The sequence below is a fragment of the Tistrella mobilis genome (genome assembly GCF_041468085.1).
GTDB lineage: Bacteria > Pseudomonadota > Alphaproteobacteria > Tistrellales > Tistrellaceae > Tistrella > Tistrella mobilis_A.
In genome coordinates, this window is the sequence record NZ_CP121017.1 from 235,878 (window position 1) to 259,736 (window position 23,859).

Sequence of the window (23,859 nt, forward strand, 5' to 3'; positions counted from 1 at the left end):
CTTGGAAGGGTGTGATGGTCAGAGGCCGAGCCCGCGCTTGCGGCCAAAACTCCAGTCGACGCCGCCGTCCCCGCGCGCGACGCCGGAGACGTGCCTGGCGAGCTGCTTTTCGAGCGAGGGCGACCAGGGCACGAGCTGGAAGCCGAGGCCGTCGTCGATCATGGCGAAGCGGCCAGAGGCGAGCGTGAAACGCTGGCGATAGGTCCCGGCGACGTATTCGCCGCCGGCGGAATGGTTGAACACGCGCCCCGTCTGCGCGGCGATCTGCTCGCCGAGCGCGTCGACCTCGCGCTGTCGCAGGGTACGCAGGAGGTTGCGGTTGAAGATCACGCTGCGGCCGTGCCGCTCGGCAAAGCCCTGCTCGATCAGGCGCTCGGCGCGGCGGTCGAGCGCGTCGCGCACCTCCGCGCCGAAGCCGCCCTCCGAGAGCGACGCCGGCTCGCGGGCAATGTTCTGCCGGTCGAGCCAGGTCGCGCCGGTCGCCGTGACCTGCCGGCCGATGTCGAGGTCGGAGCGGACGGCGAGAGCGACGCGGCGGCGCCCCTGCGCGTCGTCGAACTTGCGCAGCTCGACGATCGATCCCGGCGCGCTGTCGCCGGTCGAGTCGAGATCGGGGAACTTGATGTGATGGGTGCGGCCGTCGACGCCATCGACCACGGCATAGGCTGTGCCCTTCAGCTCGTCATCCAGGCCGCGCTCGACCAGCCGGCCGACGATCGGGTCGTCAAGGCTCTCGGCCGCGAGCACATAGCTCGCCGTGCCACGCTCGATGCCGCGTTCGGCGAGCGCACGGTGCATGCGCTTGATGATGTCGCCGCGCTCTCCGAGTTCGCGCAGCGTCGGCTCGGCCTTGTCCGAGATCGTCCACTGGCCGGGGCCGATCTCTTCGGCGAGGCCGAGGGATTCGAGCTTGCGCAGCCGGCCGACCTTGAGCGGGAGATATTCGTCGGGCTGGCGGTCGGGATGCGGCGCGACGTCGATGACGCCGGTGCGATAGCCGTCGCGCGCGAGCTGCCGGTCGAGATCGGTCCAGCGCTCGGCCTCGACCTGCCGCTCCAGATGGCCGCGGATTTCGAGATCGCTGCGCAGGCCGAGGTCCTGCGTCACGAGATCCTGCGCGCGTGCTCGCATCCCCTCCTTGATGTAGTCGCGGGCGATCACGAGGTCCTGCCCGTCGTCCGTGCGGCCGCGCAGGATGATGTGGACGTGCGGGTTGTCGGTGTTCCAGTGATCGACGCCGACCCAATCGAGCTTCGTGCCGAGGTCCTTTTCCATCTGGCTCATGAGATCGCGGGCGAAGTCCCTCAGATCGGTCATGCGCCCGGCGTCTTCGGGTGAGACGATGAAGCGGAAGTGGTGCCGGTCGTCCTCGCAGCGCTCGGCGAAGTCGCGGGCGTCCACCTCGTCCAGCTCGGCGCCGAACAGGCGGGCCTTCTCGCCGTCGCGGGTCACGCCGTCACGCTGGAGATATTTGAGATGGGCGGCGAGCGGAGCGGCGCGCGCCGAGTGCCGGACCACGCGGGTCTTGATCACCACGTTGCGCGAGCGGCGCGTGAGCACGCGGTTCGCCTGCACGCTGGCGCGCCGGCCGCGCCCGAACTGCGAGCGGTTGCCGGGCGTGATCCGGCCGGAGCGCGAGACGCGCCCGCCGGCCTTCTGCGCGGCAGCGAGCGCCTGAGCGATGAACGGTCTGGCGCGCTCCGCCTTCGAAGAGCGGATGCGGCCAGGGCGGATGCGGAAATCGTCCTCGGCGCTCATCACATGAGCCCCGCACATCGCGGCAAGTCATGGAAAAGACGGCGAAAGCCGGAAAATCGCGAGGTTCGCCAGAACCGCGCACATCGCGCAGACGGCGCGTAACTCCTTGAAAAACCACAACCGGAATCAGGCGCACCTCGCGCCTTTTTATCTCGCCATCGTCCGGTTGTGGTTCTGCGCCTCCCCGGCCACCCCGCCGATCCTCGCCGGTTGCACGCTACGCCGACCGAGACCGCGAACGCCGTCATCTCGGACCTCCAGCGCCCGAACGGGCGATGAAGAGGTCGCCGGACTGCGGCGCGACGGCAGGCTGACGGCGCGCCGGTAGGGAGGCGGCCGCATCGCCGGGCGCGCCGACGAAGAGCGGCGCATCCCGCCATCCGCGGCGCTTGCCGCGCAGCATGGCGGCGGCGCGGAGGTCGGCTTTCACGCCGATTGCCGGCAGGATCGCCGCGACATAGGCGCGGGTTTCGGCGGGCAGCGCACGGCCGGTCGCGAGATGCTGGTCGAGCCGCGCCGGCCCTGCATTGTAGGCCGCCAGCATCGCCGCGACATTGCCGTAGCGGTCGAGCATCTCGCGCAGATAGGCCGTGCCCGCGAGGATGTTGTCGCGCGGCGCGAACGGATCGCGGCCGAGGCCATAGCGACCGCGCAGCTCGGCCCAGGTCGCGGGCATGATCTGCATCAGGCCCATCGCACCGGCCGGGGACACGGCGCGCATGTCGCCGGCGCTTTCGGCGCGCTTTACCGCGACGATCCACGCCTGCGGAATGGCGAAGCGTCGCGACGCCTCGGCAACGTGGGCGGCATGCGGATCGGCGGCCGCGTTGCGCGCCGGCTGCACGGTCTGCGCGTAAGCCGGGAACGCCGAGGGCGCGGCGAAGATCAGGCCGGAAAGAAGAAGGAGGAGTGCTGGGCGTCGGGCGGCGGAAGGTGGTCCGACGCTGGCGGAAGGTTGGACCGGCACCATTCAGTCCTCCGCCCGCTTCTTCTTCGAGGGAGTGACGTGCAGGCCCCAGACCGTCTCGTCGTCGGGGTCGCGGAAGAGATTGGCGCGCAGAATGCCGCCAAAGAGCGGGCTGTAGAGGTCGACGGAGACGAACTCGCCAGCGCGTTCGCCGACATGCGACCAGCCCGCGCCAATGTCGAGACCGTCCTGATCGCCGAGCAGGATGCGGTATTGCGGCGCGTTCTCGGTCTCCAATGGTTCGGCTGGAACGAAAGTGAGCGGCTCGTCGATGCCGAGCGCGTGGAAGCGCCCTTCGAAGCCGGTTTCTGTGCGGGTGAAGTGGCCGAGATGCGCCATGGTTTTCGTCTCCTGTGCGTTGCGGTGAGGATGAAAGGAGCGCGTCGTCACCGCGTCGGCGCGCGCCAGACGAAGCGGCCATCGCCGTCGTCATCGGTGTAGAGAGGCATCGCGCGGCCGATGACCGCCGAGGCGGGAAGCGCGCCGAAGTAGCGGCCATCGAGGCTGTCGCGGACGTCGTTCATGAGGAAGAGTTCGCCGTCGCCGATCACCCGGCAGCCCTGCCAGGCGGGCAGGTCGCGGCCCATACGGTCGCGCTCCAGCGCCTCGCCCATCTCCACCGCGTCGACCGTGATGGTGCGCCCGGTGCGGCAGACCCTTTGCCCCGGCAGGCCGAGCACGCGCTTGAGGAGCGGCACGCCGCGACCGACATAGCCGCGCGCGACCATGAAGCTCGCGAGCGGCTCGGGCGGCAGCACGGCGACCAGATCCGGTACTTCCAGGGCAACGGCGGGCTCGACCGTGTAGAATCCGACTGGCGCGCTGGCGGTCGCGTTCCAGATCAGCCGTGTCGGCGCCGGGACGATCGCCGCCGCGACCGCGCCCGTGGCCGCGAGGCACGTCACGACGGCGTAGCCGAGGCGGGTCATGGCTCCGCCCTCCGGCGCAGGAGAAACGCCTTGTGCCGGGTGACGGTGTAGGCGCGCGGTTCGTGACCCGCGGCGAGCCGGTTGTGGACGTGCCGCCAGTGGTCGGGCGAAACCTCGGCGGGATCGATGCCCTGCGCCTCGATCGCGTCGACGATCTGGAGCACGCGCTCAACCTTCGGCCAGCCGTCGATCTTGAGCAGGATGTCGCCGCCGGGCCGCACGAATGGCAGCGTCTGGAACGGCTCGCCTCGGTCGACGGCGCGCACGATGTCGACGCGCGAGATGATCGTGCCGTGCTCGTTGGCGGCCCAGCGCACGAGGCAGAAGATCGTCTCGGGCGCGAAGCCGACGAGCCTGCGGCGGCGGTCGAGCTTCTGCTCGTAGCTCTCCTGGCCGAACCTGATCCAGCACTCGATCCGCTTCTCGATCCAGGTGAGTTCGACGAGCGTGGTGAAGGGCGCCGGTCCGTTCGGCAGCGGACGGCCGCGCAAGCGGTAGGCCGCATTGCCGGTCATGGCATGTCTCCTTGGCGGTCGGGAAATTCGCGTTCGAGCAGCTCGCGGAGCATGTCGGACGCCGTGACGCCGCGCCGGAAGGCGGCGATCTTGATGCGGCCGCGCAGCTCGGGCGTGATGTCGATGGTGAGGCGCGCGGTGAAGGCGGCGGCATCGCCACTGCGCGCGGGCGGCGTCTCGCCAGCCTTGATCCAGCCTTCGGCGTCGCCGGGCCGGGAGGCGAAGCCGCGCTTTTCCGTGCGGACCGTCATGGCGCGGCTCCCGCGTCGAATGGCAGCACGGAGGCGATGCGCGCGCGGGCACGCTCGGCCATGGCGGCGTCGATCTCGCAGCCGAGATAGCGGCGGCCGGAAAGCCGGCAGGCTTCGCCCGCCGCGCCCGAACCGGCGAACCAGTCGCCGACCAGGCCGCCAGGAGGGCAGCTCGTGCGGATCAGGATTTCGAGAAGCGCGGACGGCTTCTCGGTCGGATGGATGGCGCGGCCATGCGCGTTGCGCACGTAGATGACCGAGCGCATGAGGCGCGGCCCGCCGTCCTGGCTGACATAGTGGCCGGCGTCGATCTGGCCGGTAAGGGGCGGCCGCTTCTTTCGCCGCACCGTGCGCGCCAGCGCGTCCGGCGTCGTCTGGACATCGTTGTAGACGTCGCGCCAAGGCGTCTCGGCGGGATAGAATTGAACGGCCAGCTCATGCACCCGCTTGAAGCGGTCGGCATGGAAGCTGGAGCCGTTCTGCTTCTCCCAGACGATCTCCTGCGCGATGCGAAAGCCTGCATCCGCGAACCGGATCGCCGTGACCATGAAGCTGCGCAGCGAACCGAACACCCACAAAGAGCCGGTCTGCTTGAGGGCGGCCCGCGCGAGCGGAAGCCAGCCTTCGACGCGGCGGTCCCAGGAGAGCGAGGTGTCGCCGTAAGGCGGATCGGCGAGGATCATGTCGAACGGGCCGCGTTCCGGCATGAGGTCGCGGCAATCGCCGGCCAGGAGGGTTTCGGAAAGCACCGTCATGGCGCGGTCCTCCCGACGCCGAGCCGCGCGATCTCGGCCGCCAGCGCCGAGATCTCGCGCGCGGCCAGGCTGTCGGCGGCGATCTCGCAGGCAAGCCGTCCGGTCTGCGCGGCGTCGGCGAAGATGACGCGCTGGCCGATCGTCGTGGCGAGCACCGGCGGATCGTGCTCGGCCAGCGTCTCGGCCGTCTCGCGCGCGATCACCGTGCGGGCGGCGCAGCGGTTGAGGACGAAGCGGGCGACGAGCTGAGGCCGGTAGATGCGCGCCTCCGTCAGGAGCGCCAGCATCTCCGCCGAGGCCCAGCCGTCGAGCGGCGACGGTTGCACCGGCATCAGCACGAGGTCGGCGGCGAGCAGCGCGGAGCGCATGAGTCCGGCGACACGAGGCGGTCCGTCGATGACGATGTGGTCGGCGTCGCGGGCGAGTTCCGGGGCTTCGCGATGCAGCGTGTCGCGGGCGAGGCCGACGACGCCGAAGGCGCGTGGCAGGCCCTCCCGCCCGCGCTGCTGCGACCAGTCGAGCGCGGAGCCCTGCGGGTCGGCGTCGATCAGGGTGACGCGCTGGCCGCGCCGCGCCCATTCGCCGGCGAGATGGAGGGCGAGCGTCGTCTTGCCGACGCCGCCCTTCTGGTTGAGCACGGCGACGATCATGTGTGCCCTCCCGGCTTTCGGGATCGGGGCGGCGTCGGCGCGTTTGAAGTATCGTCGGCCGTAAGGGAGGATTTACGGAAAGACGTAACCGGACTAGCCTGCGGCCCATGTCCGTGTTTCGTCTTCGTGACGCCGGCATCGAGACTTCTGGCGGCGCTGCGGATGAGGTTTTCCACATCGCGCGCGCGCCCAACAATGTTAGATTCTCTATTAGACTCTAAGTTAAGGCCGGGAATCGTGGTTTCGGGCCAGAGACTTAACTGTGGTGCGTGCGTGCGAAGTCCCGATACCGCCTGCGTGCGAAATCCCGATAGTGCTGCGTGCGAAATCCCGATCGCGTCCACAGCCTTGTCCACAGGGGCCGCTGACGGGCTGACCGGTACGATCCTTAGCAGTTCGCGGCGGCCCTCCCGCTCGATGCGCAGGCGGTAGCCGGGCAGCGGCTGGCGCAGGGCGATGCGGCGGAGCTGGAGCGCGAAGTCGGAGACGCGCACCAGGCTGCCGGATTTCTCATGGAGGTGCGGAACGTCGAACAGCCAGCCGCCGGGCTGGCGTCCGGCGTGCTTGCGGGCGACGCGGTAGAGCCACCGCTCGATGCCGCCGCTCAATCGGAAGTAGGCCGGATCGATGGTGAGGACCAGCGAGCGGTCGACGACGCCCCGGTAGAACCAGTCGGGCAGGACGAACTCCATGCCCTCGACGCGGCCGTCGGCGCGGGAAAGTTCCTCCCACTCGTTGATCCACGAGAACTGGTGCCGCCGCCAGTTCTCGCCCTGGCGGATGTTGGTGCGGATGACCGTCGACTGGAGCCGCGAGAGTGCGCCCTTGAGGAGCTTGTAGTCGCGCGCGCCGGTCTCGCGGCCGATCGCGGTGAGAAGCTGATAAGGGGTGAAGCGCAGGAAGCGCGAGGTTCGAAGGCCGAGATTCTCGGCTTCGACGATCTGGCTCGCGGCCCAGATCAGGACGTCGGCGTCCCAGATGGTCGCCATGCCGTGCTCCTGCACGGCAAGGACCTCGACGCGCACGTCGCCGGCCTCGTAGAGGATCGGCACGACGCGCTTGGCCTTGGCCAGCGAGAAGAACGGCCGTTCCATGAGATCGCGCTGGTCGCGCGGCCGCGCATCGCCGGTCGCGACGACGAAAGGATCGAGCGTGTTGCGTTCGCTGGGCGTGATGAGGCGGCGGCGCTGCATGCCGGGTCCGCCTCAGCGATGCCGCCGCACGCCGTTGTAGGCGGGCGACACCAGGGAAGCGTGGCGCTTGGCGGGCAAGACCGAGCCGCGTGGATCGGCGGTCGAGGTGACAGCGCCCCGCTCGGCCCAGGCTTTGAGGTCGTCGATCGCGTAGACGACGCGGCCGCCGAGCTTGCGATAGGCCGGGCCGGTGCCGTAGGTGCGATGCTTTTCGAGGGTCCGGCCAGACAGGCCGAGGTATAGCGCGGCCTCGGGCGTGCGAAGATAGCGTGGCGGCAGGTCGGAAATGTCGGGCGTCATGATCGGGCCTCCGTGGGGTTCGCGAGGCCGCTGATGGTCAGCGGCGGTCGAAGGCCACGGTGGCGAAGAAGCAACGGCAGGGGGGAGTGCGAAGATGGCGATGCTAAAATCGCACCCCCTGGCCCGACGCCGGATTATTTGCGCCGGCGCCGGCGCAGGAGGCTGAGATAGCCGCCCTCGATCATGGAGAAGGCGTCCTTGACGAGATCCATGACGGCATCGCGCAGGGCCGACGTCTTCCAGGGCTCGTCGGCGATCCGGGCCTGTCCGTAGATGACGCCCGCGATCTCGCGGTAGGTAGCGCCGTTCATGCGGCCATCGACAGCCTGGAGCATGTGCCGCGCCCGCCGGCGTTGCTGGCGGGTCAGACGCCGGTCCTCCGGCACGCGCCGCCGCAACAGCCGGCTGAACAGGCGTTGGACGGCATCGGCGCGGTCGAGCCCGTCCGTATCGATCGGAATGACGATCGAGAGCGGTCCGCCGGCGTCAGCGCCGGAAAGGCGTACGAGATTGAGGTAGCGGCCGCCGCCGAGGTCGTACCGGAAATATTCGCCGTCGTCGCTCGCTCTGGCCTCGGCCGACCCGAGCGCGGCCGAGAGATCAAGTCCGCCGGAAAGGATTGGCGGCGTGGCGGCGAGGACGAGAGCGCCGGTGTCGTGGCCGGGCAGCCAGAATACCGGCGTTTCTACGGCCGAGAGGCCGGGCCGGACGGGGAAAGCAAAGCCCCCAGTTGTTGATCAGGTCTACGGTGGCAGGCGTATCGTCGACCGCCGCGTCCGCCACGGCCCGGTAGTCGCCCTGATATTTCGCATTGCGGCGAAGCCACTCCCAGGCGATGTCAGGGGAGTCGATATCGTCCAGGAAGTCGTAGGTGGAGGAAGATCGCCACTGCGATATGTCGGGTTTCATCGCCTCCTCCTCGCAGTCGTAGAATTAGGGCGTGCAGAGGAGTGATGATTACAATTGCCGCTTGCTCGCGGAAGCCCGATCGCTGGCAACGGATGTTGCCGCGCAGGCATCACGGTGATCGCTTATTTCCGGTATCCTTCGCGCACGAGATGGCGATAGCCCTGCTCGGTCAGCCAGCGCGCCCGCGCCAGGTGGGTGTCGTAGACGTGCCGCGCGCGTTCAGGCTCGCTGTCCGCGTCGAGGCCGAACAGGATCGAGACCGCCTCCCGCCAGCACGCGCCGTCCGCAGCCGAGTCGTGCAGGCGGAAGTAGCGCTTCATGTTCTTGCGGTCGTAGGGTGTCAGTTCCGGGCAATCCGGCGGTGCATCGAGAAAGGCGTTGTCGGTCACGGCAGGGTCCGATCATGGCTTGTCCCCTGGGATTGCGCTCCAGCGCGCCGCCAATGTGCCAGCCCGGCATGGCAGAATGACAAAGGAAGGTTTGCTTCAGAAGGAAATAGCGGCATCAGTATTCTTTGCGGTGCTGTTGTTTCGGCCGAACAAGCATCAAGCCCTCACCCTGATCGGTGCTCAGAAACATGATGCCGTTGTTTTCGAGAGCCCGGCGCACCTGATCCCGCGTGCTTTCGTAGACCTTGAGGCCGCTCTCGGACTCAAGGCGCTTCAGCGCGGTCAGGGAAACCTGGGCCTTGTCAGCGAGCGTCTCCTGCGTCCATCCAAGCAACGCGCGCGCGGCCCGCGACTGTCGGGCGGTGATCATGCATGATCACCTCCTACAGCCACGAATGCGCACGCCAGAACTACGACTAATTTAGTCGCTCTTGGCAAAAAGAGCCAGCGGTAATCGAGTGAAATTCACGGGTTCTCTATAGGTTAGGCCGAACTGATTCGGTCGCCGTGCGCCACGCTCGCCCGGTATGTGGTGCCTTCCCGTCGGCGAGCCGGAAAGAGGGCGAGCGCCCCCTGGCCGGATCAGGCGAACGGGTCGATCTCCCCGACGATCGCATCCTCGTCGCCGTCATATTCGGCGAAGGGCATCACGGCCATCGTGCCATCCCCGGCCCGGAAGATGACGATGGAGACCATCAGGGTAGAGGCGAGGCTGAAGGCGTAGGCGTTTGCATCTGGAAGGGACATTTCTCGGCTCCTGTGCGGGAGCGGGACCATCTCCGCTCGACAGGCTCCCGAAATGTTTCGGCATGGCCGCGATCACCTTGCAGGCTGCGCCGGCAAAGGCCGCACGCATTGCGTAGCGGACCCTTCACGGGTTGATCGTGGAAGGGCATGGCGAAACCAGAGTGGAGCATTCAAGAGCAGGGTGGCGTCCGACCGCGAGCCTCGAACGCCTTCCTGATGCCACCGCCAGGCCGAGCACGCGACGGGTGATCGGGCGCCTCACTCGGTCCGGCGTCGGCAACGAAGCTGCGCACCCGCCGTTCTGCCGGGCGGATTCGCGCCATCGCGGCGAATGATCAATGCCAGGGCTGCGTTCCCCTGCGCGGAGGTAGTCCGCTCAGGGCGCAGCGGAAAGCGGCTTCCGGGAGAGGGAAAGGGGTTTGGGGAAAGGGAGGAGGGAACCGTCCCCTTTCCCCATGGGAGGATGTTTGAAGGAGGGGCTTGCCCTTCCTTCATGGGGAGAGCGCGAGAGGGGGCAACGCCCTCTTTTCGCAAGCAAAGGCGGCCGGTCGAACCGGCGGCCTTGGCTCCCGGCTCAACGGAAAGGCGACAGGCGGCCGAAGCCGCCTGTCGCCTGATGACGTCATCCGTCCTGCTCTTCGTCCTCGAAGGCCGGATCGGTGGTGTAGGTATTGAACCGGATGCCGGTCTCGGCGGCGATCTGGCGCAGGATGGCGCAAAGGCCGTTCAGTCGGTCGTCACCGACTTCGACGCGCGGCGGAGGGAAGCCGTCGAGGAAGCGCCACGTCCCGGTGCGGCTGTCATAGTATTCCTTCGTGGCCCAATCAACGTGAACCTCGCAATGAAGAAGATCGATGCCGTCCGGTTCGCGCCAGTTGTAGGTGAGGTCCTGCCCGGCGCCCCAGATCTGCTCGCCGAGATCGTCTGCATCGGGGCCATCGGGGTTCAGCGCCAGCGCATGCTGAGCGGCGAGCGTCCCGCGCGCCAGGTCGATGAGCTGGTCGAGCTTGGCCACCAGCCTGTCGTGAGCGCCGCGGCTGAAATCGTCGTCGCAGGCAAGCCGGTTGGCAAGCACCATGATTCGGAAGCCTGCGAACTTCGCATAGAGTTCGACATAGTGGAAATCAGACATATCAAGTCTCCTTTCGTTTCTGACGAAAGGTGTCCACGCCTCAAGCACAGAGGGGTCAGGGACCGCGGAACGCGGCCGCCGTGCGGCAAGCGGAGGAACCGATTTTGTGGAGTCGGCCTCTGGCCGGCGGAGGAAAATTGGAGGGGCCGCGCAGTCCTTGACGCCGGATGGGCTGGCGTACAATGCGTAGTCAGAGAGAGATAGCCCGCGGCCCCGACAGGGGCCGCGTCCGTATGGGCCGGGGTGGTTTGGAGGGGGTGTTTCACCCCCTTCATGGGTGGGGGAGCTGGAGGGGGCGGGGCTCTGCCCTGCCCCTTCCGGGGTGAGTTTGAGAGGGGTGGCTTGCCCCCCTTTCATGAGCAAGGTCGAGCGGTCGATCCGCTCGGCTTTGCAGCCAGGACGTCGCAAAGGCGGCAGGCGGTTGCCGCCGCCCGCCGCCTCTCCGGCACTATCGGTATCTGTCGTTTCTGATCGGGGTCTCGTAGATCGCGGGTTCGATGCCCGCCGCCCCGTCCGGCCCGATGCAGTCGTAGTAGAGATAGGTGGTGAAGCGGATGCCGGTATCGGCCGCGATCCGCCGGATGATCCCGCCGAGGCCGCACAGGTGCTCGTCGCTGACCGTGAAGCTCTCCGGGATCGGACGAGGGCACCACATTTCCGCGACCGGATCTCTGTAGCCGCCCCAGTCTATCTCCGGATCGATGCAATCCAGGAGATGCCAGGGATAGAAGCCGCCGCCGCTGGTTTCGAGATCGCCGACGCAGAAGTCGATGGTCATTTCCAGGGCCTCGCGCGCGGCCGGATCGGTTTCGGTCCGAAGCAACGCTTCCGCCCGATGGCCTTCCCGGCAGAACCCGGCAAGCTGCTCGAGCGCATCGGCGAGCCGGTCATGGACGACCTCGGCAAAGCGCGTGTCGCACTCGGCGCGGTTCGCACGAACCTGATTTCCGAAGGCGATGAACTTCGCATGGAAGTCGAGGAAATCGAGCTTGGACATTCTAAGTCTCCTTTCGTTTCTGACGAAAGGTGTCCACGCCTCAGCACAGAGGGGTCAGGGAACGCGGAACGCGGCCGCCGTGCGGCAAGCGGAGGAACCGATTTTCTGATCCGGGCCTAGCAAGGAACGGAGTCGAAAATTGGAGGGGCCGCGCAGTCCTTGAGGCCGGATGGGCTGGCGTACAATGCGCAGTCAGAGAGAGATAGCCCGCGGCCCCGACAGGGGCCGCGTCCGTATGGGCCGGGGTGGTTTGGAGGGGGTGTCGCACCCCCTTCATGGGTGGGGGAGCTGGAGGGGGCGGGGCTTTGCCCTGACCCTTCGGGGTGAGTTTGAGAGGGGCGGCTCCGCCCCCCCTTTCATCAGGGGAGCATCGGGCCAAAAAGTGGATGCCGGTTTTTGGACCTGCCCGATGCCCCGGCGAAGACCTCGGACCGTCGCGCCGCAGCGCGGGGCGGTTCGGGCCGGTAAATCTTCCGGCGGCGCGATCGGTCGCGAACATGGAGAAACCCGGCGGCTTGCGCCGCCGGGCCTTGGGCCTCCCGCTCAAAACGGGATGTCGTCGTCGTAGTCGGTCTGTCCGCCCCGCTCATTTTCGGTCTGCTTTGCCCGGCTCAGGAAATCGACCGTCTCGGCGATGATCTCGCATCCGTAGCGGTCGTTGCCTTCCTGGTCCTTCCACTTCGTGTAGTGGATGCGGCCGCGAACCAGCACCTTCATACCGCTCTTGCAATAGTCCTGGACCGTCTTGCCGAGGCCGTTGAAGGCAGTGATCCGGTGCCATTCAGTGTCTTGAACCCGGTAGCCCTTCTCGTCCCGGACAACCTTGCCTTCAGAGTAGCGGGGGCGCGAGGTGGCCAACGTGAAGTGGGTGATCCGGGTGCCGCCCTGGGTGGTGCGGGTTTCGGGGTCCTGACCGATGTTACCGGCGAGAATGACGATGTTCTGCATTGTAAGTCTCCGTTGCTTCTCGGAGGGACCATCCCTCCGACGAGACCCGGCCAAGGCCGGCGGGAGACGCCTGCAACTGCACGCTCGCGGGCAGCTCGCCCATAAGGCCCGGAGTGGGGCGGGCAGCCGCGCTTGCGCGGCAACACGGTCCGGAGCCGCGTGGGTTGCGGCCGGAAACCGAACGGTCTTAGGGGATCAGTCAGTCGGAGGGATTGGTGCCTCTGAACGCACACGGGATCAGACGCACGGCAGACCATCGCCATTCTCGCCGGCAACAGCGAAACGTCAGGCCCGATGATTCCGCGCCGCCGGGACGACACCTCCATCATCCGCTTCCGGCCACCCGCGTCTCGCTGCTCGGAGGGCATGGGCCTCCGGGAAGGCAATGAAGAGGGCTGACGGGTGCTGAAGGCACGGAACGGCGCTGCGTCCCCCGGTTCGACGGCCGGCAGTGCGGTCCATTAGCATCGTGGCGAGGCGGAAATGAAGGTGGTCGCGGCCAGCCTTCACGACACGAGGGGAGTTGGCCAGCGGGCGAAAGACGCTCGCGGCCTGCGGGCTCATGCCGATGATCGGCCGCTCCTGACCGGGCGAAGCAGACCCGAAGCGGGCGCATGGGCCGACCGGCGCCGACGCTGCATCGCGTTCTGAGCGGGAGGCCGAAGGGCGGGCGGCGCAAGCCGCCTCAGTTTGTCCTGGGAGCGGCGGATCGCGATGCCGGATCAGCGCGAGAAGACCGAGACGCCGAGGGCATTGAGATTGACCATGGCGGCGATGCCGATGAACAGGCCGCCCGTGCCGCCGAGCAGATTGAGCACGATCGCAGAGTCGACCGCATTCTTCGTAACGCCGTGGACAAGGGCATAGCCGGCAATGGCGGCGGGAACTGCGAAGATCGCGAGTGCGATCAGGCGCAGGGCCGGGTTCTTCGCGAAGCCGAGAACGCCGATCACCAGCGCGATCGCCCCCAGGGCGGCGGCGATGGCGGCGAAGCCGGTCATGAACAGGCCCGCGCCGGCGGCCCAGGCATATTGTGCGGCCGTGAGGCCGACCATGAAGGGCAGTGCATAGATCGCGAGATTATAGGCGATGATGCAGAGCATGATGGTCAGGGAGATAGCGAGCAGGATCAGCGACATGGAAGCCTCCGCATGAACGGTTGAGGATCACGACAGGCTTCCGGTGAATACGCTCCGCCTGCGACTATGCTGCTGTGCCGGTTCTGCAAGGATGTTCAATCAAAGCCATCATCATCTCCCGTAGTCAAGTATTCGGCCGGTGAAGGGTTGCCGGAAGGCGGCGCTTTACGCGCCGCCCTCGAACTGCATGGTCGGGATGCCGAGCTTGCGGGCCTTGTCCGCGAGGTTTCCCTGAATGCCGCCGCCGCCGAAGACGAGGACGCCGACCGGCAGGACTTCCAGCATCGTGTCGTTACGCTTGTAGGGAGCCTGCTTTGCCGGATACTTCTGGAAGTCGGGCTCGAAGGCGATCTGCGGCACCTTGCGGCTGGCTGCCCAGCGGGCGGCGATGCGTTCCGCGCCCGTCTTCGCGCCGCCGTGGATGAGCACCATGTCGGCGTGCTTCGCACGAACCTGATCGAGTTTCGCCCAGATCAGGGTATGATCGTTGAAGTCGGTTCCGCCCGAGACGGCAACTTTCGGACCGGCGGGCAGCAGCACCTCCTTCTCAGCCCGGCGCTTCGCGGCAAGGTAGTCTCTGGAGTCGATCATCGCGGCGGTCAGATTGCGATGGCTGACCTTCGAGCCGGTGCGGGGCCTCCAGGCGCTGCCGGTGTGGTGCTCGAAGGCTTCGGCGGCGACATCGCGGAAGAGTTCCATGCTGTTGCGCCGTTCGATCATGGTCTGGCCCTCTGCCGTGAGGCGTTCGAGTTCGACCGACTTCACCTCGCTGCCGTCCTGTTCCGTCTGAAACCGGCGCTGCGCCCGCTCGTTGTCGTCCAGCTCGCGCTCCACCCGGCCGGTGGCGCGGTGGAAGAGATTGACGGCTCCCCAGAGCAGCTCTTCGAGATCGGGTTCGAGGCGGGTGTCGCCGAGGGTCGCGACGAGGGCATCGAAGATATCTGCGACGGCTGCGGCGACGGCATTGCCCTCCGGAAGCGGCCTCGGATCTGGTTCGTCCTGATATGGCCGCCAGCCGTAGAGCTGGAGTTCGTTGAGGACATGATCGGTGGGGGATGCGGTGTGGATCGGCTCGTAACCTGCGTTTTCGTCTTCGTTCGTCATCGTGAGCGTCCTTGTCTGGAGACCGCGCCCATCGCGGCCTTCGCAGGCGTCGACGCCCACAGGCGGACCGGACTGGCAGCCCTCGCCTCTCGCGAGGGCCTCGATGGCCAAGCCCGGCTATTTTGTTTCGCGCTGCAAAGGCGGGGCTCGCCCCGCCGGCGGAAAATAGCCGCGCGCCGCGCCATTGCCCGGCCGGGCCGTTTGTGGGCCGATCGCCCTCTCAGAAGGCCGTGGGCGTGGGCTCTCCGACAGCAAAGGTCGCTTGCGATGATGAAGGGAGACGGCAAGTGGAGACGCCTGATCCACACCGCATCCCCTGCCGATCGCCTCAGCCCTCCACGAAACGGCGGACGTCATCGGGATGAACCTGCTCCAACAGGGTCGCCCGGAGGGCGTCGACGCCGCGCCAGCGCAGATCATCGTTGAAGTCCTCAAGCTTCGGCGACAGGGAAATCGCCTCGATCCCGAGGCTCGTTGCTCTGGCGACCAGGCTGTCTCGCGCACCGTCCCCTGCCGGATCGCGATCCCGGAGGACATAGAGCCTGCGCAGGCTCAGTGGGAACAGGATGGCGGCGAGGTGTGCGGCCGAAAGCGCCGCCATCATTGGCATGTGGGGCAGGACCTGACGGGGCGATAGCACGGTCTCGATGCCTTCGCCGGCCGCCAGCACCTCACCGGCGGCGCCGAAGCGGACACCGTGCCCGAGAAGATCGCCCATCGCCCGCCGCGGTGAATCGACGGGCGCCTTGCCCGAACCGTCCGGTGAAAGCCAGGTGCGGTGCGCGCCGGTCTGCTTGCCGTCGAGGTCGGTGACGGACGCGACGATCGCCGGCCAGATCTCGGTGGGCGAATGCGCATCCGGTTTATAGTAGCACCGCCCATGGTAGCGCAGCGCGGCGACGCCGGAGAGGGACGTGATCGCCCGCCCGTTGAGGTAGATTTCCGCAAGCGTGCCGCCGATCGGCTGCGACATCGCGAAAAGCCGGCGCGAGGCTTCCGGCGACCCCGACGGCGCGGGGCTGGAGGTCCTGCCGGTCGGTGCCCCCGTCGTCGCAGGCTCGGGATGCGGGAGCGAGAGGAACCGGCGCGCTTCCTCGGCTACGTCCTTGAAGTCGACGAGGCCGAGCGCCTCGCGGATGACGTCGAGGAGATCGCCATGCTCCCCGGTCGATGCGTCGGTCCATTTGCCTGCCGCGCCCTTGCCGGTTTCCGGCCCGGTCAGGCGCACGAACATCGAGCGTCCGGGGCTGTTGCGCGCATCGCCGACCTGCCAGTACCGTCCGGCGCGCCGGCCGGACGACAGGTATTCGCGGCAAACCGCTTCGGCGTGATGGCCGAGGCGGATCGCCAGCTCGGAGGCGTCGGGACGGGGCATCACGCCGCCTCCCGCTCGCCGATGCGCTCGACCGGCCAGCGATCGAGCACCCTGGCAAGCACGTCCGGGCCGCTGGCGTCGCTCGGCACGAACATGCGCAGCTTCCACGAGATGATCTCGTGGAACAGCCCGTAAGCCGTCAGGCGCTCGCGCATCGTGTCGTCGAAGCCCGACAGTTCGATGCGGTTCGCGCCCATGACGCGCACCCGGCGAAGCTGAAGGCCCTCGGCGAGGTCGAGGATGGTGCGGCCGTCCATCAAGGCGGCGAAGGCGTCGTCGGGCGCGATCGACGCGGCGCCGGTCGTGGTCGCGGTTGCGGCCCAGGCCGGAGAGACCTGCCGGCCGATGATGCGCTCGCCATCGTCCGTCTGGAGCCGATAGACGCGCGTCGAGTCGTTGGGCAGGCGCTTCCAGATCGGCAACAGCAAGCCCGTAACCATGTGAAGCCTCGCATCGGTGAACTCCGGCACCTCGGCGATCTCGGCTTCCCAGGCCGATGCGAAGGCATCCCGGTCGGCTTCGGCCCAGTGCGTCCCGCCCATGAGGCGGATCGGGATGTTGTGCGCCTCGGTCGGGCGGATCAGGCGGACACGGCGGTCGATCTCGCCGTCGTCGAGCATGACGCTGCTCGCTGGTATCTGCACGGCGGCCCGGCCGGAGCGCTCGTTGACGAGCAGCTTCGCGCGCGGATCGGCAAGTTCGGCAAGAGCTGCGTCGAGCGTCACCGGCCGGTTGCGCCTGCGTTCGTTGATCGTGAGCAGGCTGGTTTCCGCGCCGGTGCGGGGGTGGGTGTAGATCGTCTGGCGATCGACGACGACGAAGCTTTCGGCGCGCAGGGTCTCCAGCCCGGCGTCATAGGTGCCGGACGCGATGGCACCTTCGATGCGGGCCGTCAGCAGCCCTTCAAAGGCGGTGAACAGCACGCCTTGAAGCTCGATCGTCAGCGCCAGCAGCCTGTTCAGGAAGGTCGTGATCGGCGGCAGCTCGTCCTTGAGGCCGTTCGAGTCCATCAGCTTCAGCCCGGTGGCCTGCTCGAAGCGGTCGAGCGAGCATCCCTCGACCTTGCCGCGCACCAGCAGGAAATAAAGCTGACGCAGCGCGTCGCGGGCGTAGGGGCTCTCCAGATTGTCCTCGGGCCGGAACAGGCCCTGGCCGCCGGTCTGGCGCTGGCCGCGCGTGATCGCGCCCAGCGTGTCGAGGCGGCGTGCGATCGTGCTCAGGAAGCGCTTCTCCGCCTTCACATTCGTCGAGATCGGCCGGAAGAGCGGCGGTTGTGCCTGATTGGTGCGGTGCGTCCGGCCGAGGCCCTGAATGGCGGTGTCCGCCTTCCAGCCCGCCTCGAGCAGATAGTGGACGCGCAGCCGCGTGTTCTTCGCCGACTTCTCCGCATGGTAGCTGCGGCCGGTGCCGCCGGCGTCGGAGAAGACGAGCACGCGCTTCTGATCGTCCATGAACGCCTGTGTCTCGGCGAGATTGGCGGCGCCTGCGCGCGTCTCGACGACGAGACGGTCGACGGTGACGCTGCCGCCGGGCTTGCGCACGATGCGCCGCGAGCGGCCCGTCACCTCGGCAACCATGTCCGTCCCGAAATGCTGGACGAGCTGGTCGAGCGCGCCGGGAACCGGCGGCAGGCTGGCGAGCTTGGCGATCAGCGCGTCGCGTCGGGCGACGGCCTCGCGGCTTTCGACCGGCAGGCCGTCGCGATAGACCGGGCGCGACGACAGATTGCCCTCCGAGTCCGTGAACGGCTCGTAGAGCTGGACCGGGAAGGAATGGGCGAGATAGTCGAGGACGTATTCGCGCGGCGTGATGTCGACGCGGACGTCGTTCCACTCCTCGGTCGGCAGCTCCGCCAGCCGCCGTTCCATCAGCGCCTCGCCGGTCGAGACGATCTGGATGACGGCCGAATGGCCCGCCTCCAGATCGGCGGCGATCGAGCGCAGCAGGGTCGGCGCTTTCATGCTGCATAACAAATGGCCAAAGAAGCGCTGCTTGGCGCTTTCGAAGGCCGAGCGGGCGGCGGATTTCGCCTGCCTGTTCAGCGTGCCGGAGCCGCCTTCGCCGCCGCCGGTGATGTTGGCGGCCTGCATCGCCGCATCCAGATTGTTATGGATGATGGCGAAGGCGGCGGCATAGGCGTCGTAGATGCGGACCTGCTGGGGCGTCAGCTCATGCTCGACCAGCTCGTATTCGACGCCGGCGAAGGAGAGCGAGCGGGCGGTGTAGAGGCCGAGGGCGCGCAGGTCGCGGGCAAGCACCTCCATCGCCGCCACGCCGCCGGCCTCGATCGCCTCGACGAACTCCGCGCGCGTGGCGAAGGGGAAATCCTCGCCGCCCCACAGGCCGAGCCGCTGCGCATAGGCGAGATTGTGGACGGTGGTCGCGCCGGTGGCGGAGACATAGACGATGCGCGCGTTCGGCAGCGCATGCTGGAGGCGCAGCCCGGCGCGACCCTGCTGCGAGGCGGCAACGTCACCGCGTTCTCCCTTGCCGCCAGCGGCGTTCTGCATCTGGTGCGCCTCGTCGAAAATGATCACTCCATCGGCGTCGGAGCCAAACCATTCGACGATTTGCCGGACGCGCGAAACCCTCTCTCCGCGGTCGTCGGAGCGCAGCGTGGCATAGGTTAGAAATAGGATGCCCTCGTTCAGCGTGATCGGCTTGCCCTGCGGGAACCGCGACAGCGGCGTGACCAGCAGGCGCTCCATGCCGAGCGCGCCCCAATCGCGCTGCGCGTCCTCGATCAGCTTGTCGGACTTCGATATCCAGACCGCCTTGCGCCTTCCTTGCAGCCAGTTGTCGAGGATGATCGCGGCCGACTCGCGTCCCTTGCCGACGCCGGTGCCGTCGCCGATCATGAAGCCCTGGCGGAGGCGGACGGCGCCGCTGGCGTCCTCGGCCGCGGCGCTCAGCTTGTCGAAGGTGTCGTCGACCGTCCATGCGCCGGCGAGGAAGTCGGAATGCGCCTCGCCGGCATAGATCACCGTTTCGAGCTGCGCGTCCGACAGCAGGCCGAGCACGTCCGCCGGCAGCATCGGGCGATAGCTCGGCTTCGGCGGGGCGACGCTCGCCATCGACGTCGACTGGACGAGCTGGGTGGGATGCGCGCAAGCCCCGGAAATCCGGATGGTCTGGAGACCGTATTCCTCATAGATCGCATCCGACAGGCGACCGGCCTGGGCAGGCTTCCAGTCGACCGTCTCATAGGCGAGCGGAACGCCCTCCGGCTCGCGATGCGCCACAGCCGGCGCGGCCTTCGCCGCCCGGTTGATATAGGCGCGCACGGTCCGGGGCGCGGCGGTCGCGGCCATGGGCACGGCGATGGAAGGGTCGACCGGCGGGCGGGCCGGGAGATGCTCGGCCAGCCATCCGAGAAGCGTGGCGACGTCCGGCGCGACGCCGGGCGCGGTCGGGAACGCGGTCGGATCGTCCGCCGGCAGCTTGTCGATGACGGTGAGCCGCGTCGGGATGGTCGTGCCGTGCTTGGCATAGACCGACCCGTCGATCGCGGCGGAGAAGACGACGCGGCCGCGTTCCTGCAGACGGGCATAGGCCGAGGACCAGGCCGGTGCGTCCGGCGCGAAATTCGCCCCGGTGATCGCCACCAGCCGGCCGCCGGGCGCAAGGCGCGCCAGCGCCGAGGCGACATGGCGGAAGGCGGCGTCGGCCATGCGGCCCTCGACATTCGCCATCACCGAAAAAGGCGGGTTCATGAGAACGACGGTCGGAAGGAGAGCCCGGTCGAGGTGATCGTCGATCTGGGCCGCGTCGAAGCGCGTGACGGCAAGGGCCGGAAAGAGGTGGGAGAGAAGATCGGCGCGGGTGTCGGCCAGCTCGTTGAGCAGGAGCGAGCCGCCGGCGATCTCGGCCAGGATGGCGAGAAGCCCGGTTCCGGCCGAGGGCTCCAGCACGCGGTCGGCCGGCGTGATGGCTGCGGCGAACGAGGCTGCCAGGCCGAGCGGGATCGGGGTGGAGAACTGCTGGAAGGTCTGCGCCTCCTCGGAGCGGCGCGTATGCGTCGGCATCAGGCCGGCGATCTTGGAAAGCTGCGGCAGGACCGCGGCGGCGGAGCCGGCCTTGCGGAAAAGCGGCTTTCCGTATTTGCGCAGCATGAGGACGGTCGCGACCTCGCAGGCTTCGTAGGCGGTCTTCCAGTCCCAGGCGCCGGCAGTGTCGGAGCCGCCGAAGGCGGTTTCCATCGCGCCGCGCAGCATGGTGGCGTCGACGCGCTGGCCGCGTTCGAGGTCAGAAAGGAGGATCTGCGCGGCAACGACGATCGCCGAGGGCGTGGCGGACGCAGCGACGGGCGGAAGCGATGCGGCGACCTCGGCGGCCGCGGTTGCGGATATCATGTTCATGATGGGGAACCTCGGGAGAGTGGACGGAAACGAGCCGCGCAGCGCTCTCTCTCGACCGCACCGGCTCAAATCCGTCCCGGCCCCTCTCTTCCTCTCACAGCTTCCGCGAAATCGCCGAGAGCAGCCGTTCGCCGCCGGAGGTTTCCGGCCGTCACCTCGTTGAGACGACGGCTTTGATCTACAATTGAGCGGGCTGGATTTTGCGCCGGTTTGCTTGCGCAAATCCCGAAACAACCGCGATATTGGAAGGATTAAGCTCGTGAGGACATGGCTGCTTCCGCGTGCGCCGAGATTCTACTGGCTCATCATCCTGGCGTTCGCGGCATCGACGATCACGTCCGATTTGCCGGATTTCGGAGAGGGGCATTGGTCGACCTCGACCGCCTTCCGTGCCTGCATCATCGCGATCGCGCTTCTCCTCGCCGCCCTGTCGGAGTTCTGGGACATCGCGCCCGCGATCATCGTCAGCGCGGAGGCCCGCTACCAGAACCGGCAGGCGCAGGCGGTCTACACGATCCCCGTCGTTTTCGACACCGCACCGACCGTCGTGCCGAGGATGTCGCGACTGCGCGTGACGCGGACGGATGACCATCGGCCCGTCAGGCCGTGGACCTTGCGCTTCGACTATGCCGCCGAAGGACAGAAGGGCGAATGGTAGGACGGCCGCCCCCGCCGCGCCGAACGGGCCATCGCGAACACGACGAGAGCGCCCCGCCGTGAGGCGAGGCGCCCGGTCAAGTCAGTCGATCGCCGCGAAGATAGCCGAAGCTTCGGCATGTCCCTTCGAATAGGCTGCGAGGCGATGGTAGGCTTCCGCCAGATGGTCGGAATCGTGGCGCAGCGCGAGGTTCGAGAGGACGAAGAGGGTCGCGATGATGCCGGCGGCCTCGGCCGACACCTCGCCGCGAAACTCGGTGAGCCCGCTTTCGATCCGCATGGGCGATCGCGACGCGGGGGCGAGGAACAGCGGGCGGCCCCCATACTCGTAGAAATTCCAGAAGCCCCCGCGATAGTCATAGGGGCTGAGCCGCTCCATCACATGATAGACGGTGTTTTCCGCGATGATGAGGAGCCGCAGGCCGAACAGGGTCGGCAGGAAGGTTTCGCGGCAATCGTCCGCTACGATCGTTGCGGTCTGGCGGGCAGTGGCTTGAAGGGTCATGGCCTGGTTCTCCGGAGAGAGGAAGGAGACAGGTCCGGGCGGCGCTCTCTCTTCAACCGCCCCGAACCGTCCAGGCCCCGTCCCTTCTCTCCCTCGCTCACAGGCGCCAGAGGCCGCCGGCGATCTCCCGCACCAGCATGTCGCGCGCCTTCGCCATCACCTCGCGGCCGCAGGTCTCGGGGTGATCGAAGAAGCGCGCGGCCGGGCCGTTCTCGGTCCAGTCGGCGTAGTAGCAATAGGACCGATCCTGAAGCCGGAAGGCCGTCATGTCGGCGGCCCAATGCGGCTTCGGCTCGACGACGACGGTGACGCCATCGCGCGTTTCGGGCCAGGGCAGCGAGCGCTGCGAGGGCGGGCAACGAAGGTCCGCCGCCAGTATCTCGTCGACGGTGATCATGACGCGGCTCCCTCGCCCGACCTGGCGATGAAGCCGTCCGGATCGTCGGGATCGGGCGGCAGGTAGGCGTCGTAGGGATTGCCATCGGCCAGATGGCCGAAGGGCGTCATGACGAAATCGCCGTCCTCCGCGCGGCCGACGGCGCAAAGGACGTAACGGCGCTCGCCGGTGACGGCATCCAGGCACTCCATGAGTGCGAGATTGCCGTCGCCGGCGGCGCGGAGAAGCGTGTTGAAGTTGGTGCGGGCGTGATCGGGAATGGCCATGTCAGGCTCCTGAAACGAGAACGCCCGGCGCGATGGCCGGGCGATGGATGGGGATTGCGATCGGGGAGACGCAGGCGTCAGAGGCGGAAGCGCGCGACGAGGCGTTGCGCCTCGGCGTGGTGGCGCAGCATCTTGCGATAGAAGCGCTTGCGCGCGTCCCGCCTGTCGGGATCGCGCAGGGCGGAGCGGGACAGCTTGCGCCGCGCCGCCCCGACGACCGTGCGGCCGCGTTCCCACACGGGAACAGCGAGACGGAGATAGGTGGCGTACATCGCGGCCACCTACACGTTGATGCGCTCGCACAGCGCGTCGATCTCGGGGAGATCGAGCCCGGCGTGCGCGCCGTCGTTGTTGTAGATGTCCAGGAACACCGGATCGAGCGGCCCGTTGACAAGGGCGAGCTGAAGGGTGCGAAGACCGGCGAGCACCGCATCGCGCTCGTGGGCGGTCATGGCGACGATCAGGAACGCCTCGACCGTCTCACCCTTTTCGAGAAGACGGACGCCGGTGGATTCGTCGATTTCATAATCGTCGAACTCCTGCACCTCGCCGGTGGCGATCCATTCGCCATCGTAGCGGACGCTTTCGGCGACGCTTCGCGCCTCTGCGGGCGTGCCGGCCTCGACGACGGTTTCGTAATAGACAAAGGCATCGTGGCCCTTGCGGACAACAAATCTGGGCATGGGAAGCTCCATAGGGAAAGCACCGGGCGCGACGGCCGGTCTGGTTGACGGGATGGTGGGAAGGCTCAGTGCCAGGTCTGCCACGCGCCGCTTTGGGCCGCGGCGTGGCAGCGCAGCATCTCGCGGTAGAACTTGCGGCGCAGAAGGCGTTTGCAGCGGTCCCGGCGGACCCAGGCGGGAAGCATTCGCGCCGCCGCCCGCAGGACCGCCCGGTCGGTGTCGATCACCGTGATGCCGAGATCGGCATAGATCGAGTGCATCATGGCCGGCCTCCCTTGGTGTTGCGCCACAATGCCGGTCCGAGGGCGGTGAGCACCGCGCGGATCTCGGCCGTGCCGGTCCGGTCGTCGGGAGCGGTCGATCTGACGACAGCCAGGCATGCCGAGCTGATCTCGCAGTCGGTCACGGCGTCGGGCGACAGGCCGCCGAAGTCCGGATCGGTTGCGAGGATCGTCGCGATGCGATCGCGAACTCGATCTTCCTCAAGCCATGCCAGGACATGGCGACGTCCGGGAAGATCGGCGGCAGGGTCGGGATCGCGCGCGCCGGCGATGATCGCCTCGCCGCGTGCGACCTCCCAGGAGGCGCGCGAGATCCAGTCCCTCTCCGTGGCGGTATTCGCGCAAACGTCTGCGACCAGCATCTTCAGCAGGCCGAGAACGATCTCGAACTGCGCGATCTTCCGGGCGTCCGTCTCCGCGAACTGCGAGGGAACGGCAATGGATGACCGTGCGAGGGGCGCATCCGGTCCGGGCCAGATGCCGGTGACGTAGGTCTCGCCGGCCGACTCGTAGGCGATCGCATCGCCATCCCGATCGTCGTCCTCGATGGCGAGCCGGCAAGCCAGCTCGGGCGTGTCGGCCTCGTATGTCCGCGTCCGGTAGGCCGGGAGCCGGTAAGCGGTCTCGATGGTGAACATCGGCATGATGTGCTCC

30 protein-coding genes are annotated in these 23,859 nt (G+C 67.7%); 1 reads left to right on the forward strand and 29 read right to left on the reverse strand.

The genetic code is table 11. From position 1 onward, the window contains the following. Positions 1-18: 18 nt before the first annotated feature. From P7L68_RS06800 to P7L68_RS06905, 22 genes are all read right to left on the reverse strand, one after another. Positions 19-1,758: a VirD2 family relaxase/mobilization nuclease gene (locus P7L68_RS06800; protein WP_024899641.1), complete on the reverse strand. Its 1,740-nt coding sequence runs from the start codon at positions 1,756-1,758 to the stop codon at positions 19-21. A gap of 244 nt (positions 1,759-2,002) precedes the next feature. After that, on the reverse strand, positions 2,003-2,728 hold the full coding sequence (locus P7L68_RS06805) for a lytic transglycosylase domain-containing protein (protein WP_003500099.1): 726 nt from the start codon (positions 2,726-2,728) through the stop codon (positions 2,003-2,005). Beyond that, complete coding sequence (locus P7L68_RS06810; protein ID WP_024899640.1) at positions 2,729-3,064, reverse strand: DUF736 domain-containing protein; 336 nt, start codon at positions 3,062-3,064, stop codon at positions 2,729-2,731. 47 nt (positions 3,065-3,111) lie between these two features. Then, positions 3,112-3,654: a S26 family signal peptidase gene (locus P7L68_RS06815; RefSeq protein ID WP_003500095.1), complete on the reverse strand. Its 543-nt coding sequence runs from the start codon at positions 3,652-3,654 to the stop codon at positions 3,112-3,114. Beyond that, positions 3,651-4,169, reverse strand: a complete 519-nt coding sequence (locus P7L68_RS06820; RefSeq protein ID WP_003500094.1) for a DUF2840 domain-containing protein — start codon at positions 4,167-4,169, stop codon at positions 3,651-3,653. Before P7L68_RS06820 ends, P7L68_RS06815 begins: the two co-directional genes overlap by 4 nt. Next, on the reverse strand, positions 4,166-4,420 hold the full coding sequence (locus P7L68_RS06825; RefSeq protein ID WP_003500093.1) for a hypothetical protein: 255 nt from the start codon (positions 4,418-4,420) through the stop codon (positions 4,166-4,168). The genes P7L68_RS06820 and P7L68_RS06825 overlap by 4 nt, the downstream gene beginning before the upstream one ends. Next, complete coding sequence (locus P7L68_RS06830) at positions 4,417-5,175, reverse strand: site-specific DNA-methyltransferase (RefSeq protein ID WP_003500092.1); 759 nt, start codon at positions 5,173-5,175, stop codon at positions 4,417-4,419. Before P7L68_RS06830 ends, P7L68_RS06825 begins: the two co-directional genes overlap by 4 nt. Beyond that, on the reverse strand, positions 5,172-5,825 hold the full coding sequence (gene parA / locus P7L68_RS06835; protein ID WP_003500091.1) for a ParA family partition ATPase: 654 nt from the start codon (positions 5,823-5,825) through the stop codon (positions 5,172-5,174). The genes P7L68_RS06830 and parA overlap by 4 nt, the downstream gene beginning before the upstream one ends. Beyond that, on the reverse strand, positions 5,822-7,018 hold the full coding sequence (locus P7L68_RS06840) for a replication initiator protein A (protein WP_003500090.1): 1,197 nt from the start codon (positions 7,016-7,018) through the stop codon (positions 5,822-5,824). The genes parA and P7L68_RS06840 overlap by 4 nt, the downstream gene beginning before the upstream one ends. A 12-nt stretch (positions 7,019-7,030) precedes the next feature. Next, a complete protein-coding gene (locus P7L68_RS06845) occupies positions 7,031-7,318 on the reverse strand; it encodes an AlpA family transcriptional regulator (RefSeq protein ID WP_003500089.1) in 288 nt (95 codons plus the stop codon). 134 nt (positions 7,319-7,452) lie between these two features. Next, positions 7,453-7,986, reverse strand: a complete 534-nt coding sequence (locus P7L68_RS06850) for a DUF2285 domain-containing protein (RefSeq protein WP_107327474.1) — start codon at positions 7,984-7,986, stop codon at positions 7,453-7,455. Continuing rightward, entirely contained in the window at positions 7,919-8,227 is a 309-nt protein-coding gene (locus tag P7L68_RS06855; RefSeq protein ID WP_174005926.1) for a transcriptional regulator domain-containing protein, read from the reverse strand. The genes P7L68_RS06850 and P7L68_RS06855 overlap by 68 nt, the downstream gene beginning before the upstream one ends. A 122-nt stretch (positions 8,228-8,349) precedes the next feature. Continuing rightward, entirely contained in the window at positions 8,350-8,616 is a 267-nt protein-coding gene (locus tag P7L68_RS06860; RefSeq protein ID WP_003500087.1) for a DNA -binding domain-containing protein, read from the reverse strand. A 115-nt stretch (positions 8,617-8,731) separates the two neighbouring features. Then, positions 8,732-8,986 carry a helix-turn-helix domain-containing protein gene (locus P7L68_RS06865; protein WP_003500086.1) on the reverse strand — a complete coding sequence of 85 codons (255 nt, stop codon included), beginning with the start codon at positions 8,984-8,986 and terminating at the stop codon, positions 8,732-8,734. A 212-nt stretch (positions 8,987-9,198) separates the two neighbouring features. Next, a complete protein-coding gene (locus P7L68_RS06870) occupies positions 9,199-9,363 on the reverse strand; it encodes a hypothetical protein (protein WP_167666299.1) in 165 nt (54 codons plus the stop codon). 622 nt (positions 9,364-9,985) lie between these two features. Continuing rightward, the gene (locus P7L68_RS06875) at positions 9,986-10,495 is read right to left on the reverse strand and encodes a hypothetical protein (RefSeq protein ID WP_003500079.1); all 510 of its coding nucleotides are present in this window, start codon (positions 10,493-10,495) and stop codon (positions 9,986-9,988) included. A gap of 448 nt (positions 10,496-10,943) precedes the next feature. Continuing rightward, positions 10,944-11,492, reverse strand: a complete 549-nt coding sequence (locus tag P7L68_RS06880) for a hypothetical protein (RefSeq protein ID WP_035242850.1) — start codon at positions 11,490-11,492, stop codon at positions 10,944-10,946. 543 nt (positions 11,493-12,035) lie between these two features. Beyond that, complete coding sequence (locus tag P7L68_RS06885; RefSeq protein WP_003497247.1) at positions 12,036-12,440, reverse strand: single-stranded DNA-binding protein; 405 nt, start codon at positions 12,438-12,440, stop codon at positions 12,036-12,038. A gap of 722 nt (positions 12,441-13,162) precedes the next feature. Further along, positions 13,163-13,579 (reverse strand): hypothetical protein, encoded by a 417-nt coding sequence (locus P7L68_RS06890; protein WP_003497248.1) that lies wholly within the window; start codon positions 13,577-13,579, stop codon positions 13,163-13,165. Positions 13,580-13,744: 165 nt separating this feature from the next. Next, the gene (locus tag P7L68_RS06895; protein ID WP_024897978.1) at positions 13,745-14,683 is read right to left on the reverse strand and encodes a DUF2493 domain-containing protein; all 939 of its coding nucleotides are present in this window, start codon (positions 14,681-14,683) and stop codon (positions 13,745-13,747) included. Positions 14,684-15,011: 328 nt separating this feature from the next. Beyond that, on the reverse strand, positions 15,012-16,058 hold the full coding sequence (locus P7L68_RS06900) for a toprim domain-containing protein (protein ID WP_003497251.1): 1,047 nt from the start codon (positions 16,056-16,058) through the stop codon (positions 15,012-15,014). Then, the gene (locus P7L68_RS06905) at positions 16,058-20,416 is read right to left on the reverse strand and encodes a strawberry notch family protein (protein WP_003497253.1); all 4,359 of its coding nucleotides are present in this window, start codon (positions 20,414-20,416) and stop codon (positions 16,058-16,060) included. Before P7L68_RS06905 ends, P7L68_RS06900 begins: the two co-directional genes overlap by 1 nt. 259 nt (positions 20,417-20,675) lie before the next feature. On the opposite strand from P7L68_RS06905, the gene P7L68_RS06910 reads away from it, so the two are divergent. Continuing rightward, positions 20,676-21,074 (forward strand): hypothetical protein, encoded by a 399-nt coding sequence (locus P7L68_RS06910; RefSeq protein ID WP_003497254.1) that lies wholly within the window; start codon positions 20,676-20,678, stop codon positions 21,072-21,074. A gap of 81 nt (positions 21,075-21,155) precedes the next feature. Here P7L68_RS06910 and P7L68_RS06915 read toward each other — a convergent pair whose 3' ends face one another. The 7 genes from P7L68_RS06915 to P7L68_RS06945 form a co-directional block, all read right to left on the reverse strand. After that, entirely contained in the window at positions 21,156-21,578 is a 423-nt protein-coding gene (locus P7L68_RS06915) for an antirestriction protein (protein WP_003497256.1), read from the reverse strand. 97 nt (positions 21,579-21,675) lie between these two features. Then, a complete protein-coding gene (locus P7L68_RS06920) occupies positions 21,676-21,975 on the reverse strand; it encodes a hypothetical protein (RefSeq protein ID WP_003497258.1) in 300 nt (99 codons plus the stop codon). Continuing rightward, positions 21,972-22,241: a DUF6117 family protein gene (locus tag P7L68_RS06925; RefSeq protein WP_003497260.1), complete on the reverse strand. Its 270-nt coding sequence runs from the start codon at positions 22,239-22,241 to the stop codon at positions 21,972-21,974. The genes P7L68_RS06920 and P7L68_RS06925 overlap by 4 nt, the downstream gene beginning before the upstream one ends. A 77-nt stretch (positions 22,242-22,318) precedes the next feature. After that, positions 22,319-22,513 (reverse strand): hypothetical protein, encoded by a 195-nt coding sequence (locus P7L68_RS06930; protein ID WP_024897976.1) that lies wholly within the window; start codon positions 22,511-22,513, stop codon positions 22,319-22,321. A gap of 9 nt (positions 22,514-22,522) precedes the next feature. Beyond that, the gene (locus P7L68_RS06935; protein WP_024897975.1) at positions 22,523-22,924 is read right to left on the reverse strand and encodes a hypothetical protein; all 402 of its coding nucleotides are present in this window, start codon (positions 22,922-22,924) and stop codon (positions 22,523-22,525) included. Between the two features lie 65 nt (positions 22,925-22,989). Then, on the reverse strand, positions 22,990-23,187 hold the full coding sequence (locus P7L68_RS06940) for a hypothetical protein (RefSeq protein WP_003497264.1): 198 nt from the start codon (positions 23,185-23,187) through the stop codon (positions 22,990-22,992). Next, on the reverse strand, positions 23,184-23,849 hold the full coding sequence (locus P7L68_RS06945) for a hypothetical protein (RefSeq protein ID WP_024897973.1): 666 nt from the start codon (positions 23,847-23,849) through the stop codon (positions 23,184-23,186). The genes P7L68_RS06940 and P7L68_RS06945 overlap by 4 nt, the downstream gene beginning before the upstream one ends. Positions 23,850-23,859 lie beyond the last annotated feature (10 nt).

Bases quoted from the DNA above. Each gene is read 5' to 3' on its own strand.
- P7L68_RS06800 (WP_024899641.1), bottom strand. From the start codon at position 1,758: ATGAGCGCCGAGGACGATTTCCGCATCCGCCCTGGCCGCATCCGCTCT.
- P7L68_RS06805 (WP_003500099.1), bottom strand. From the start codon at position 2,728: ATGGTGCCGGTCCAACCTTCCGCCAGCGTCGGACCACCTTCCGCCGCC.
- P7L68_RS06810 (WP_024899640.1), bottom strand. From the start codon at position 3,064: ATGGCGCATCTCGGCCACTTCACCCGCACAGAAACCGGCTTCGAAGGG.
- P7L68_RS06815 (WP_003500095.1), bottom strand. From the start codon at position 3,654: ATGACCCGCCTCGGCTACGCCGTCGTGACGTGCCTCGCGGCCACGGGC.
- P7L68_RS06820 (WP_003500094.1), bottom strand. From the start codon at position 4,169: ATGACCGGCAATGCGGCCTACCGCTTGCGCGGCCGTCCGCTGCCGAAC.
- P7L68_RS06825 (WP_003500093.1), bottom strand. From the start codon at position 4,420: ATGACGGTCCGCACGGAAAAGCGCGGCTTCGCCTCCCGGCCCGGCGAC.
- P7L68_RS06830 (WP_003500092.1), bottom strand. From the start codon at position 5,175: ATGACGGTGCTTTCCGAAACCCTCCTGGCCGGCGATTGCCGCGACCTC.
- parA (WP_003500091.1), bottom strand. From the start codon at position 5,825: ATGATCGTCGCCGTGCTCAACCAGAAGGGCGGCGTCGGCAAGACGACG.
- P7L68_RS06840 (WP_003500090.1), bottom strand. From the start codon at position 7,018: ATGCAGCGCCGCCGCCTCATCACGCCCAGCGAACGCAACACGCTCGAT.
- P7L68_RS06845 (WP_003500089.1), bottom strand. From the start codon at position 7,318: ATGACGCCCGACATTTCCGACCTGCCGCCACGCTATCTTCGCACGCCC.
- P7L68_RS06855 (WP_174005926.1), bottom strand. From the start codon at position 8,227: ATGAAACCCGACATATCGCAGTGGCGATCTTCCTCCACCTACGACTTC.
- P7L68_RS06865 (WP_003500086.1), bottom strand. From the start codon at position 8,986: ATGATCACCGCCCGACAGTCGCGGGCCGCGCGCGCGTTGCTTGGATGG.
- P7L68_RS06870 (WP_167666299.1), bottom strand. From the start codon at position 9,363: ATGTCCCTTCCAGATGCAAACGCCTACGCCTTCAGCCTCGCCTCTACC.
- P7L68_RS06875 (WP_003500079.1), bottom strand. From the start codon at position 10,495: ATGTCTGATTTCCACTATGTCGAACTCTATGCGAAGTTCGCAGGCTTC.
- P7L68_RS06880 (WP_035242850.1), bottom strand. From the start codon at position 11,492: ATGTCCAAGCTCGATTTCCTCGACTTCCATGCGAAGTTCATCGCCTTC.
- P7L68_RS06885 (WP_003497247.1), bottom strand. From the start codon at position 12,440: ATGCAGAACATCGTCATTCTCGCCGGTAACATCGGTCAGGACCCCGAA.
- P7L68_RS06890 (WP_003497248.1), bottom strand. From the start codon at position 13,579: ATGTCGCTGATCCTGCTCGCTATCTCCCTGACCATCATGCTCTGCATC.
- P7L68_RS06895 (WP_024897978.1), bottom strand. From the start codon at position 14,683: ATGACGAACGAAGACGAAAACGCAGGTTACGAGCCGATCCACACCGCA.
- P7L68_RS06900 (WP_003497251.1), bottom strand. From the start codon at position 16,058: ATGCCCCGTCCCGACGCCTCCGAGCTGGCGATCCGCCTCGGCCATCAC.
- P7L68_RS06905 (WP_003497253.1), bottom strand. From the start codon at position 20,416: ATGAACATGATATCCGCAACCGCGGCCGCCGAGGTCGCCGCATCGCTT.
- P7L68_RS06915 (WP_003497256.1), bottom strand. From the start codon at position 21,578: ATGACCCTTCAAGCCACTGCCCGCCAGACCGCAACGATCGTAGCGGAC.
- P7L68_RS06920 (WP_003497258.1), bottom strand. From the start codon at position 21,975: ATGATCACCGTCGACGAGATACTGGCGGCGGACCTTCGTTGCCCGCCC.
- P7L68_RS06925 (WP_003497260.1), bottom strand. From the start codon at position 22,241: ATGGCCATTCCCGATCACGCCCGCACCAACTTCAACACGCTTCTCCGC.
- P7L68_RS06930 (WP_024897976.1), bottom strand. From the start codon at position 22,513: ATGTACGCCACCTATCTCCGTCTCGCTGTTCCCGTGTGGGAACGCGGC.
- P7L68_RS06935 (WP_024897975.1), bottom strand. From the start codon at position 22,924: ATGCCCAGATTTGTTGTCCGCAAGGGCCACGATGCCTTTGTCTATTAC.
- P7L68_RS06940 (WP_003497264.1), bottom strand. From the start codon at position 23,187: ATGATGCACTCGATCTATGCCGATCTCGGCATCACGGTGATCGACACC.
- P7L68_RS06945 (WP_024897973.1), bottom strand. From the start codon at position 23,849: ATGCCGATGTTCACCATCGAGACCGCTTACCGGCTCCCGGCCTACCGG.